This window comes from Kitasatospora sp. NPDC051914, from assembly GCF_040680995.1.
Taxonomy (GTDB): domain Bacteria; phylum Actinomycetota; class Actinomycetes; order Streptomycetales; family Streptomycetaceae; genus Kitasatospora.
Window position 1 is genome coordinate 97,147 of the sequence record NZ_JBFAXX010000016.1, and the last position, 12,285, is coordinate 109,431.

Here is a 12,285-nt window from a genome sequence, read left to right on the forward strand (position 1 = left end):
ACGCCTCGTTGGCATGCATCCGCCACTCTCGAACCCCGGGCAGGCCCGATGATCCGGCACCTCCTCCGCACCGCGCTGCTGCTCCCCCTGGTCGCCGCCCTGGCGACCGCACCGGCCGGCCCCGCCGGTGCTGCGCCCGCAGCGTCCGAACTGCCCGCCGCCACCGCACAGTCGGCCGGCTGGGCGGCCCCGCTCTCCACCCGCGGCCGCGACATCGTCGACGCCGACGGCCGGAAGTTCCAGCTCCGGGCCGGCAACTGGGACGGCGCACAGGGCTCGTGGAACGGATCGGGCGACAAGGCGGACCCGGCCAACCACCACAGCGGACAGGACTCCCACGGCATCCCGCTCGGCCTCGACCGCACACCCCTGCCCGCGCTGCTCGCCGACTTCCACCGGCTCGGCCTCAACAGCATCCGGCTGCCCTTCTCCAACGAGATGATCCGCACCACCGCACCGGTGCCGGACGCGGCCGTCGCCGCCAACCCCGCGCTGCGCGGCCTCACCCCGCTCGGGGTCTACGACGCCGTGGTGCGCGCCCTCACCGCCGACGGATTCGCCGTGATCCTCAACAACCACACCAACACCACCCGTTGGTGCTGCGGCCTGGACGGCAACGAGCGCTGGAACAGCAGCCAGTCCACCCGCCAGTGGGAGGACGACTGGGTGTTCATGGCCCGCCGCTACCGCGACGACAAGCGGGTGGTCGGCGCCGACCTCTACAACGAGGTCCGCCGTGACTACCTCGACGACCCCAACTGGGGCCTCGGCGACGCCCACGACTGGTACACCGCCGCCCAGCGCGCCGGCGACCGCATCCTCACCGAGGGCAGCCCCGACCTGCTGATCGTGGTCGAGGGCATCAACTGGACGGGCATCCCCGCCGACGGCCTGCCGCACGGCCGCCCCACCCTCGCACCCGTCCGCACCCTCTCGCACACCCTGGTCGCCTCGCACAAACTCGTCTACTCCGCCCACTTCTACGGCTACACCGGCCCGCACCACAGCGGCGCCACCGGCCTCGGCGAGACCCACGACGCCCGCTACCAGGACCTCACCCGCGACGAGCTGTACCGCGTCCTCGACGAACAGGCCCTCTACGTCGCCGCCGGGACCGGACAGCACTTCACCGCCCCCGTCTGGATCAGCGAGTTCGGCATCGGCGCCGACGAGGGCGCGGCCGCACCGCGCGCCTGGTTCGGCAACTTCACCGACCGGCTCGCCGCCCTCGGCACCGACTTCGCCTACTGGCCCCTCGTCGGCTGGAACGACCCCGGACGCGGCGACAGTTGGGCCCTGCTCCGGTACGACTCCGCAGGCCGCCGCTCGGGCGTGCTGGACGGCACCGACTGGCGCGCCGCCGGCTGGAACCGCCTCACCGCCGCACCCGCCCCGAACGGGCCGGTACCGCCCGCCGACGCCTGGCACATGCTGAGCACCGACCACGCCGACGCCGTGCAGTCCCTGCGCGTCCGCGCCGTGGGCGACTGGGACGGCGGAGCCCGCAAGGCCGTCTGCCCCGACGGCGAACGCCTCACCGGCCTCGCCCACACCGGCGGACGCGGCCTGTGCACCGACACCGCCACCGCCGGCGACCTCCGGGCCGCCACCGGGGAGGCCGTCGTCGTCCGCGACGAACGCAACGTCCCCGCCGGCGGCGACTGGGCCTCCGGATACACCAAGTTCCAGTGCGCCCAGGGCCAGTTCCTGATCGGCTACAGCCTCCGCGGCGCCCGCGTCTCCGCCGCCCTCTGCGCCCAGGCCCGCAGTCCCCTCGGCACCGCCGGGCGCACCGTCTGGTTCGACCGCGGCGACAACCGCCCCGCCGGCAACCCCGGCGGCGAGTACGCGTACGGTGCCTACAAGGGCCAGTGCAGCCCCGGCGAATACGCCGCCGGCATCGCCTTCACCACCCGCATCGGTTCCTCCGGCACCCCCGACGCCCTCCTCTGCCGCCCCCTGGCCTGAGCATCCCGCGCCTCGAGCACAATGCAGGGGCAGGGGCGGACGGACTTCGGAAAGGTGCGGTGTGGTCCGGGAGAGCGACATCGGATGGCTGTGCGGCCTCGTCGGCCGGGCGGAGCCGGACGAGGGCTGGGAGCGGGACGAGCACGTCCGGTACCGGCTGTACCAGGAGTGCCTGGCGGCCTGCACGGCCGGGACCGAGGCGGCGATCGTGGAGATCGTCGTGCGGGACCCGGACCGCGGGATGGCCGAGTCCACTCTGGTCCGGTACGTCGACGGGCTGGCGCCCGACTGCGGATCGGCCGACTCCTTCGCCGACCGGGTGCAGGGGATCGCGGCGCGGGCCGGGGGATTCGACTTCCTGCAGACGCGGATCGCGCACTGGAAGCTCGTCAAGCGGGCCGACACCGACCCCGCCGGTGTGCTCCCCGAGATCCTGGCGGGCACCCACTGGCTCCAGCGGAAGACCGTGGAGACCTCGCGGTCGCGCCGGGTCCTGACCGCCTTGGCCGAGGACGGGGGCAGCAGGAAGGTCAGGAACGCGGCCGCCGAGCGGCTCCGCAGGGAGTCCCCCGACGGGTGGGTGCCGTAGGGCCCGGCCCACCCCGGTCCGGTCAGGTGGGGAAGCCGAGGTGGACGTGGTCGTGGTGGGCGTCGTCGGTGAAGTACTGGCGGGGTGCGGTGCCGCCGCCGAGTTGGCGGGGGCCGCCGATGTTGTAGGCGCCGAGGGCGGCGGCGTCCCGCATGAAGCCGTCCACCAGGGCGTGCGGGGTGGCAGGGTCGACCACGGCGTGGTCGTCGATCTGCCAGACGTCGACGGCCCGGCCCCGGGTGTGGTCGCTCGTGCGGGAGGTCTCGAACACATTGACCGGGTGGCCGCTGCGGAGCACCGTCACCGCGAAGGTGTACTTCGCCGCGAGCGCCAGCATCGCCTCGAGCACGCTGTCGTGGACGGCGCCGCCGCGGACGTCGGCGATCGCCGCGAACGGCAGCCGGATGCGCGGCTCGGCCAGCACCCGCTGCGCCGCGTCGGAGATCCGTGCCGCGGGCGGCACGGGCTCGGCCGGGTGCAGGGCGGTGACGTTCCACCGGGGCTGGGCCCGGACGAGGCGGACGTCGACCGTGGTGCCGCCGGCCGCGGCCGTGGTCCACTGCCGGCAGACGACCATGACGCTCGCGGAGTCGGGCTGGTAGCCGCCCCACTGCGCGTTCACGATCTGCAGGGCGGCCGCCGCGCCGGGCCCGAGCAGCGGTCCGGCCTGTTCGACCAGCGAGGGGTCGAGGCCGAGCGCCGCGACCCGCTTGCGGGCGGCGTCCGTGCCCTGTTCGCCGGGCGGCCAGGCGCCGATCGTCTCGATCAGTTCCACGGCCCGCAGCTTGACCTCGGGATGGTTCTCGCCCGGCCCGGGCTGCCAGGGCGTGGTCGCGGGCAGCCCGGCCGCCGACGGCGAGGACGGCGCGGAGGAGGGCGAGGCGGACGGCGACCCGGGTGTGCCGGGGCCCGCGACCGTCCCGGCCCGGCTCGTGCAGGCGCCCGCCAGGGCTCCGGCGAGGCCCAGCAGCACGGCTCGCCGCGGCAGGACGTGGCCCGGCGGTGCGGGCCGGCGGCTCGGGGCGTCCACCGCTCCACGGTAAGGCCGCGGCGGGCCCCGCACCCTGCGGGAGCACCCGGGCCCGGCCGCAGGATCCGGACGCGTCCTCGCGCACGACCAGGACCGTCAGTACCGGACGGCCGCGCTCGCCCCGCTCTCCCGGCCGCAGCGGTCCACCGCCGTGGCCGTGTACCGGCCCGCGGCGGCCACCGGGAGCGGTCGGCCGGCGTCCGCGGCCGGGAGGACCGCCGCCAGGGTGCCGGCCGTGCGGCCGTGTGCCTGCGGGTGGTGGTAGAGCGCGTACCGGAAGGGCGGCCGGGTGCCGGGGCCGGAGGAGAGGAGCAGGCCGGCGTCGGAGGCGGTGAGCCGCGGGGGAGACGGCGGCGTGCCGCCGGCCAGGCGGGGGAGCAGCGGGCCGAGGGCGGGCCGGCGCCAGTGGTCGGCGGCGAGCCGGGCGACCGCGCCGATCGGGTCGGCGCGCAGGTTGCGGGCGCTGAACAGGATGTCGCCGCCGATCTGCGGCAGTTCGGCGTTGAGGGCGAGGTGCCGGGAGAGTTCGGCCGGGTCCTGCCAGGCCTCGGCCTGCCCGGGGGCGCCCGCGCGGTAGGCGGACTGGCCGATCCACAGCAGGGTGTCGCGGCCGGCGGTCTGTGCGGCCCACCAGCGGGCCAGGGTGCGGTAGTCGGCCTGCGGGTGCCCGATGTGCCAGTACAGCTGCGGGGCGACGTAGTCGAGCAGGCCGTCGCGCACCCAGCCGAGCGAGTCGGCGTGCAGGCCGTCGTACGACTGGAACGCCGAGGTGGCCGATCCGGCCGGGTCGGTGGCGGCGTTGCGCCAGACCCCGAACGGGCTGACCCCGAACGCCGCCTCGGGGCGCACCGCCCGTACCAGGTCGCGCAGTTCGCGGATCAGCAGGTCTACGTTGCGCCTGCGCCAGGCGGCCCGGTCGGTGGAGCCGGCGCCGTACGCGGCGAAGGAGGCGTCGTCGGCGAACGGCTCCCCGCCCGTCGGGTAGGGGTAGAAGTAGTCGTCGAGGTGGACGCCGTCGACCTGGTAGCGGGCCACCGCGTCCAGGACCGCCTGCTCGACGAAGGCGCGGGCCGCGGGGACGCCCGGGTCGTAGTAGAGCCGGCCGCCGTGGGCGACCGTCCACTCGGGGTGGCTGCGGGCCGGGTGGTGCGGGGCGAGCCGGTCGGGGTCGGCGTGCAGGGCCACCCGGTAGGGGTTGAACCAGGCGTGGAAGGCGATGCCGCGGGCGTGGGCGGCGTCCACCAGGAAGCGCAGGACGTCCCAGCCGGGGTCGAGCCCCGGGGTGCCGGTCAGCCAGTGCGACCACGGCTCGAAGGGCGACGGCCAGAACGCGTCCGCGGTCGGTCGCACCTGCACGAACACCGCGTTGACGCCGAGCGCCGCGGCGGCGTCCAGCAGCCCGGTGTACGCGCTGCGCAGCCGGTCCTCGGGCAGGCCGGGGGCGGGCGGCCAGTCCATGTGCTCGACCGAGGCGATCCACAGGCCGCGCAGCTGCCGCTCCGGCGTGTCCGCGGCCCGGGCGGCCGGGCCGGGAGCGGCGGCGGCCAGGGCGAGCGCACCGCAGCCGCCCAGGAACAGCCGACGGGACGGACGCAGCGGCATGGGGGCTCCCGGGGGCGCGAAGGTACCGCCACTGTCCCTCCCGCCGTCGACACAGGGGCGGCGGCGCACCGCTGGCATCCTCCGCACGGGGGAATTGCCGGGTGAATCGTCGGCCCCGCGGCGCCATCGACCACTTCTGACGGCCTGTCGGGGACAGAGTGGTCACCGGCTCCACTCCTCGGGAGGCAACACCGTGCTCACCCTTCCGGTCCGGCTGCTGTCGGTGCCGCTCGCCGTCGCGCTCGCCGCCCTGCTGCCGGCCGGGCCGGCCCCCGCCGGGTCGCCGCGGACCACGGCGGAGGCCCGGAGCCTCGGCTCCGACCTGGACGGGCTGCTCGCCGACGTCCGCCTCGCCGGGGCGCAGGTGTCCGCGCTGGTCGCCGACGCCGCCACCGGCGAGGTGCTGTACCAGCGTTCGCCCGGGGCGCTGATGCTGCCCGCCTCCACGCTCAAGACGGTGACCGCGGCGGCCGCCCTCGACCTGCTCGGCCCGGGCCACCGCTTCACCACCGAGGTGCTCGCCGCCGGCCCGCGCACCGGCGGGCGGATCGACGGCGACCTGGTGCTCCGCGGCGGCGGCGACCCGACACTGCTCCCGGCCGACCTGGACGCCCTGGCGGCGCGGGTCGCCGGGGCCGGTGTCACCGAGGTGGGCGGCGCGCTGCTGGCCGACGCGAGCCGCTGGGACGGCGTGCCGCTCGGCCCCAGCTGGGCCTGGGACGACCAGGCGGCGTACTACAGCCCGCAGATCTCCGCGCTCACCCTCACCACCGACACCGACTACGACCCCGGCACGGTACGGGTGGTCCTGACGCCCGGCGAGGCCGCCGGCCGGCCCGCGGCGGTGCGGGTCGTCCCGGCGGAGGCGCCGGTGAGGTTCACCGGGCAGGTGGCCACCGGCGCGGCCGGCGGCGCCCGGACGGCCGCCGTCGACCGTACGCCCGGCGGCAACGAACTCCTGCTCTCCGGCAGTGTCCCGGCCGGCGGCGGCGCGAGCGAGGAGTGGATCGCGGTGGACCGCCCGGCGCTGGTCGCGGGTGCGGTGTTCGCCGCCGCGCTCGCCCGGCACGGGGTCACCGTGCGCGGGCAGCTCGCCGAGGGCCGGGCGCCCGCGGGCGCCGCCGTGCTCGCCGGCCACGACTCGGCGCCGCTCGCCGACCTGATGGCGCCCTTCCTGAAGCTCAGCAACAACGGCATCGCCGAGCACCTGGTCAAGGAGATCGGCAAGGTCCGGGCGGAGAGCGGCAGTTGGGCGGCCGGCACGGACCAGGTGCGCGGCTTCCTGCAGCGCGCCGGGCTGGAGCCCACCGGGGCCCGGCAGGTGGACGGCTCCGGGCTTTCCCGGCACAACCTGCTGACCACCGGGCGGCTCACCGCCCTGTTGCAGTTCGCCCGCAAGCAGCCGTGGTTCGACACCTGGTACCGGGCGCTGCCGGTGGCCGGCGACGCCCGCCGCGCGGTCGGCGGCACCCTCGCCAACCGGATGCGCGGCACCGCCGCGGAGGGCAGGGTGCACGCCAAGACCGGCTCCATGACCGGCGTGGACGCACTGGCCGGCTACGTGGAGCGGGCCGACGGCCGCACCCTCGCCTTCGCCGTCCTGGTCAACAACTTCAACGGCACCGGGCCACGTCCGGTGATCGACGCCTTCGCCGTCCGGCTCGCCGGCGACGACGGCGCCGCGCTGCGGACGGCACCCGCCGCACCCGGCCCCGTCCGGGACTGGGAGACCGCCTGCCTCACGGACGCCGGGTGCTGACCGCCCGCGCCCTGCGCCTGCCGGCCGCCGCGCTGGCGCTGGCCGTGCTGGCGTCGGCCGCCGGCTGCGTCCGCCGCGGCGACGAGGACCTCGGGCCCGTCCCGGACGTGCCCGGCGGCGAGTACACCGTCGCCCTCACCGAACCCGACCACCTCACCCCCGGCCGCACCACCAGCAGCTACTCGCTGCAGGTGATCCAGGGCCTCTTCGACACCCCGGTCGCCCTGGACCCGGCCGACGGCCACGCCGTCCCGCTGGCCGCCGAGTCGCTGACCACCGACGACCAGCGGGTGTGGACGCTCAGGTTCCGGCCCGGTGCGGTCTTCCACAACGGCGAGCCGGTCACCGCGGCCAGCTACGCCGCCGCCTGGAACGCCGCCGCGTACGGCCCCAACGGCTGGGAGGCCAACGGGTACTTCAGCCAGATCGACGGCTACGCCGCCCTCAACCCGGCGGACGGCGCCGAGCCCGCCACCGACCGGCTCTCCGGCCTCGAGGTGGTGGACGACACCACCCTCAAGGTCACGCTGGGCGCACCCTTCAGCCAGTTCCCGATGCTGCTGGCCTTCCCCGCCTTCGCCCCGCTGCCGAAGGCGGCCTTCGACGACCCCGCCGGGTACGACCTCCACCCGGTCGGCAACGGCCCGTTCGCGATGGACGGCGACTGGCGGCACCACCAGCGGATCGACCTGCGCCGGGCCGGCGGCTACACCGGCCTGCGCCCGCCGACGGCCGACGCCGTGCACTTCCGGATCTTCACCAGCAAGGACACCGCCTTCACCGAACTCCGGGCCGGCCACGTCGACTTCATGGCCAGTGTGCCGCCCGCCCGGGCCTACGAGGCGAAGCGCACCTTCGGTCGGCGGTACTCGGTGCGGCCCAGCGGCACCATGGACTACCTCGGCCTGCCGCTCTGGGACCCGCGGTATGCCAAGCCGGAGCTGCGGCAGGCCATTTCGATGGCGATCGACCGCAAGGGCATCACCCGGGCCATCTTCAACGAGGTCTTCGCGCCCGCCGACTCGCTGGTCGCCGCGATGATCCCCGGCCACCGGGCGGGCGCCTGCGGCGAGACCTGCACCTACCGGCCGGAGCGTGCCAAGGAGCTGTTCGACAAGGCCGGCGGCTTCACCGGAACGCTGGAGCTGTACTTCGCCAACTCCGACCCCACCTACGAGCAGTGGATGACCGCGGTCGCCAACGAGCTCAAGCAGAACCTGGGCATCCGCGACGTCGCCTTCCGCAAGATGTCCGGCGCCGACCTCGGCCCCATCCTCAACGGCCGCAAGGCGACCGGCCCGTACCGGCAGAACTGGGTGGTCGACTACCCCAGCGTGCAGAACTACCTCGCCGGGCTGCTCGGCCCCAACAACCGTTCCGGCTGGTCCGACCCGGCCTTCGACGAGGCGCTCGCCCTCGGCAACGCGGCCCCGACCGCCGCCGAGTCCGAGGAGCACTACCACCAGGCCGAGTCCATCGCGCTCAAGGCCCTGCCGCTGATCCCGCTCTGGAACTGGCAGGACCAGACCGCCTGGAGCAGCCGGATCGGCAACGTCCTCGTCGACCCGTACGTCGCCGGGCTGCACCTGGAGAAGGTGACCGTGCGGCACTGACCCAGCCCTGACCACCGTCGCAACCACACGATCCGGGGGCGCCCGCCGATGGGCCGATACATCGCCCGCCGCCTGCTGTACGCCGTTCCCGTACTGCTGGCGACCACCTTCCTGATCCACGCCATGGTCTTCGTCCTGCCCGGCGACCCGATCCAGGGCCTGGCCGGCGACCGGCCCGTGCCGCCCGCCGTCCTCGCCGAACTGCACCACCGCTACCACCTCGACGACCCGCTGGTCGTCCAGTACGCCAAGTACCTCGGCGGCCTGCTGACCGGCGACCTCGGCCGGACCTTCACCGGGGAGCCGGTCGCCGACGCCCTCACCGGCCGCTGGCAGGTCACCCTGCGGCTCGGCCTCACCGCCTGGTTCCTGGAGACCGTCCTCGGCATCGCCCTCGGTGTGTGGGCCGCGCTGCGCAAGGGCCGCTGGGCGGACAACGCGGTGCTCGCCGGCACCACCCTGGTGATCGCCGTCCCCGTCTACATCGTCGGCTACCTCGCCCAGCTCCTGCTCGGCGTACGGCTCGGCTGGTTCCCGATCTCCGGTACCGAGGACGGCTGGCCCACTGCCTACCTGCTGCCCGGCCTGGTCCTGGCCTCCTTCGGCGTCGCCTACGTCGCCCGGCTCACCCGGGCCTCCCTGCTGGAGAACCTGCGCGCCGACTACGTGCGCACGGCCGGCGCCAAGGGCCTGCCCAGGTGGCGGGTGATCGTCCGGCACACCCTGCGCAACTCGCTGATCCCGGTGGTCACCTTCCTCGGCGTCGAACTCGGCTCGCTGATGGCCGGCGCGGTCGTCACCGAGTACGTCTTCAACCTGCCCGGCATCGGCCAACAGGTCTTCCAGGCCATCCAGTTGCGCGAGGGCCCGACCGTGGTCGGCATCACCACCGCCCTGGTGCTGGTCTACTGCCTCGCCAACCTGCTGGTCGACGTCCTGTACGGCCTGCTCGACCCGAGGATCCGCCATGACCGGTAGCCCGCCCGCGCCGCCGCCCGCACCCGCACCGCCGGCCCCCGCCCCGACCCGGGACCTCCTGCTGCCGCCCAAGCGGCGCCCCGGCCGCGGCGAATCCCCCTCCGCGAGCGCCTGGCGCGACCTGCGCACCCGGCCGCTCGTCCTCGCCTGCACCGGTGTCCTGCTGCTGATGGCCCTGATGGCGGCCTTCCCAAAGCCCTTCATCGCGGTGCTCACCCACGACAGCGGCCGCTGCGAACTCTCCGACTCCCGGGTCGGTCCCAGCCTCGACCACCCCTTCGGCTTCGACCTGCAGGGCTGCGACTACCTCGGGCAGGTCGTCCGGGGCAGCCGCCCCTCCCTGGTCATCGGGATCGTGGTGACCGCCGGTGCGCTGCTGCTGTCCGTCGTCCTCGGCCTGCTGGCCGGCTTCTACGGCGGCTGGGTGGACGGCCTGGTCTCCCGGGTCACCGACGTCTTCTTCGGCCTGCCGTTCGTGCTCGGCGCCACCGTCGTCCTGGTCGCCTTCCCCGACCACGGGCTCGGCGCGATGACCCTCGTCCTGGTCGCGCTCGGCTGGACGACCATGACCCGGGTGATGCGCGCCCAGGTCATCGGCCTCAAGGACGCCGACTACGTGCAGGCCGCCCGCTCCACCGGCGCCCGACCGCTGCGCCTGATGACCCGGCACCTGCTGCCGAACGCGGTGACCCCGGTGGTCGTGGTCGCCATGCTCAATGTCGGAAACGTCATCTCCGGTGAGGCCACGCTGGACTTCCTCGGCGTCGGACTGCAGTACCCTGCCCTCTCCTGGGGTCTGCAACTCAACGCGGCCCAGGCGTACTTCCTCGACTTCCCGCACCTGCTCGCCTTCCCCGCGCTGTTCCTGTCGGCGACCGTGCTGAGCTTCATCCTGCTCGGCGACGCCGTCCGGGACGCGTACGACCCGAAGCTGAAGTGAGGCCCGCATGCCGACCCCTCCCCGCACCCGCACGGTGCCGGCGGCCCTGCGCCCGGGCGACCGGGTCGCCGTCGCCGCACCCGCCGGGCCGCCCGACCCCGACCTGCTCGACCGCGGCACCGCCCTGCTCGCCTCCTGGGGCCTGGAGGTGACCGTGCTGCCGCACGTCCGCGACAGCTACCTCGGCCACCTGGCAGGCCGCGACGAGGACCGCGCCGCCGACCTCACCGCCGCCTGCACCGACCCCGGCATCCGCGCCGTCCTCTGCGCCCGCGGCGGCTACGGCACCCAGCGCATGGTCGACCTGGTGGACTGGCAGGCGATCGCGGCCGCACCGGCGCCCGCCCTGCTGGTCGGCTCCAGCGACATCACCGCCCTGCACGAGGCCTTCGCCGCCCGGCTCGGCACCACCACCCTGCACGCCCCGATGCCCGCCACCGGCGCCCTGGTCGACCGCCCGGAGAGCGCCGACCACCTGCGCACCGTGCTCTTCGAGCCCGAGAAGGCCACCGAACTGCCGCTCACCGGCGAGGTGCTGGTCCCCGGCACCGCCCGCGGCCGGCTCGCCGGCGGCAACGCCAGCCTGCTCGCCGCCTCCGTCGGCACCCCCACCGCACTGCCGCCGGACGGCTGCCTGCTGCTCCTGGAGGAGACCGGCGAGGAGCCCTACCGGCTGGACCGCATCCTCACCCAGCTCACCCGCTCCGGCACGCTGGCCCGGGCGGCCGGCATCGTCCTCGGCGACTTCACCGACTGCGGGCCCGAGGACGAGGTCCGCGCGGTGCTCGCCGACCGGCTCGGCGGCCTCGGCATCCCCGTCGCCGCCGGTCTGCCCGCCGGGCACGGGCAGCTCCAGCTGACCGTGCCGCTCGGCATCCGGGCCGAACTCGGCAAAGGCGTGCTCACCCTGCTGGAGCCGCCGCTCGCCCCGCGCGACGGCCGCGGCCGCCCGACCGCCGAGGAGGCCGCGTGCGCGTCCTGATCTCCGCCGACATGGAGGGCGCCACCGGCACCACCTGGCCGGAGGACGTCGAACCCGGTGCCCCCGCCTGGCGGCGGATGCGCCGCCTGCTCACCGCGGACGTCAACGCCTGCATCGCCGGCCTGTTCGCCGGCGGAGCCGAGGAGGTGCTGGTCAACGAGGCCCACGAGACCCAGCGCAACGTCCTGCTGGAGGAACTCGACCCGCGGGCCCGGCTGCTGGTCGGCCGCCACAAGCCGCTCGGGATGATGCAGGGCGTCCAGGACGCCGACGCCGTGGTCTTCCTCGGCTACCACACCGGCGCCGGCGAGCCCGGCGTCCTCGCCCACACCTACCTGGGCGCCGGCCTCACCGGCTTCCGGATCGACGGCGAGGGAGCCGACGAGGGCCGGATGAACGCGCTGACCGCCGCCGAGCACGGCGTGCCGGTCATCCTGGTCACCGGCGACGACCGCACCTGCGAGGCCGCCGCGGTCTGGGCACCCGAGGCGCGTACGGCCGCCGTCAAGGAGTGCGTCAGCCGGTACGCGGCGATCTGCCTGCCGCCGGAGCGCAGCACCGCCCTGATCCGCGAACGGGCCGAACTCGCCATGCGCGACCACCGGATGCTCGGCCGCCCCGAACCGGTCACCGGTCCGCACCGCTTCGAGATCGACTTCCACGCCACCCACCAGGCCGAGGCCGTCGCAGCCGTTCCCACCGTGGAACTGCTCGGCCCGCGTACCGTCGGATACACCGCACCCGGGGCCACCCGGGCCGCCCGCACCTTCAAGGTCTGCACCGTCGTCGCACGGGCGGCCGCCGAACAGCACTACGGCTGACCG

At 75.2% G+C, this 12,285-nt stretch carries 10 protein-coding genes; 8 read left to right on the forward strand and 2 right to left on the reverse strand.

Going from position 1 to position 12,285, the window contains the following annotated elements; genetic code table 11:
• Positions 1-48 precede the first annotated feature (48 nt).
• Complete coding sequence (locus tag AB0M03_RS13240; RefSeq protein WP_363491497.1) at positions 49-1,968, forward strand: cellulase family glycosylhydrolase; 1,920 nt, start codon at positions 49-51, stop codon at positions 1,966-1,968.
• Between the two features lie 61 nt (positions 1,969-2,029).
• The gene (locus AB0M03_RS13245; RefSeq protein ID WP_363491498.1) at positions 2,030-2,557 is read left to right on the forward strand and encodes a hypothetical protein; all 528 of its coding nucleotides are present in this window, start codon (positions 2,030-2,032) and stop codon (positions 2,555-2,557) included.
• A gap of 22 nt (positions 2,558-2,579) precedes the next feature.
• On the opposite strand, the gene AB0M03_RS13250 is transcribed toward AB0M03_RS13245, so the two are convergent.
• Positions 2,580-3,587 carry a hypothetical protein gene (locus AB0M03_RS13250; RefSeq protein WP_363491499.1) on the reverse strand — a complete coding sequence of 336 codons (1,008 nt, stop codon included), beginning with the start codon at positions 3,585-3,587 and terminating at the stop codon, positions 2,580-2,582.
• 96 nt (positions 3,588-3,683) lie between these two features.
• Positions 3,684-5,189 carry a family 10 glycosylhydrolase gene (locus AB0M03_RS13255; RefSeq protein WP_363491500.1) on the reverse strand — a complete coding sequence of 502 codons (1,506 nt, stop codon included), beginning with the start codon at positions 5,187-5,189 and terminating at the stop codon, positions 3,684-3,686.
• Between the two features lie 193 nt (positions 5,190-5,382).
• On the opposite strand from AB0M03_RS13255, the gene dacB reads away from it, so the two are divergent.
• The 6 genes from dacB to AB0M03_RS13285 are packed head-to-tail and all read left to right on the forward strand — an operon-like array spanning position 5,383 to position 12,282.
• Positions 5,383-6,948 (forward strand): D-alanyl-D-alanine carboxypeptidase/D-alanyl-D-alanine-endopeptidase, encoded by a 1,566-nt coding sequence (gene dacB / locus AB0M03_RS13260; protein WP_363491501.1) that lies wholly within the window; start codon positions 5,383-5,385, stop codon positions 6,946-6,948.
• On the forward strand, positions 6,942-8,561 hold the full coding sequence (locus tag AB0M03_RS13265) for an ABC transporter substrate-binding protein (protein ID WP_363491502.1): 1,620 nt from the start codon (positions 6,942-6,944) through the stop codon (positions 8,559-8,561). Before dacB ends, AB0M03_RS13265 begins: the two co-directional genes overlap by 7 nt.
• Before the next feature lie 48 nt (positions 8,562-8,609).
• Positions 8,610-9,539, forward strand: coding sequence for an ABC transporter permease (locus AB0M03_RS13270; RefSeq protein ID WP_363491503.1), 930 nt, complete (start codon positions 8,610-8,612; stop codon positions 9,537-9,539).
• Entirely contained in the window at positions 9,529-10,479 is a 951-nt protein-coding gene (locus AB0M03_RS13275) for an ABC transporter permease (protein ID WP_363491504.1), read from the forward strand. The genes AB0M03_RS13270 and AB0M03_RS13275 overlap by 11 nt, the downstream gene beginning before the upstream one ends.
• Positions 10,480-10,486: 7 nt before the next feature.
• Positions 10,487-11,461 carry an LD-carboxypeptidase gene (locus AB0M03_RS13280; protein ID WP_363491505.1) on the forward strand — a complete coding sequence of 325 codons (975 nt, stop codon included), beginning with the start codon at positions 10,487-10,489 and terminating at the stop codon, positions 11,459-11,461.
• Positions 11,449-12,282, forward strand: coding sequence for a M55 family metallopeptidase (locus AB0M03_RS13285; protein ID WP_363491506.1), 834 nt, complete (start codon positions 11,449-11,451; stop codon positions 12,280-12,282). The genes AB0M03_RS13280 and AB0M03_RS13285 overlap by 13 nt, the downstream gene beginning before the upstream one ends.
• Positions 12,283-12,285: the final 3 nt, after the last annotated feature.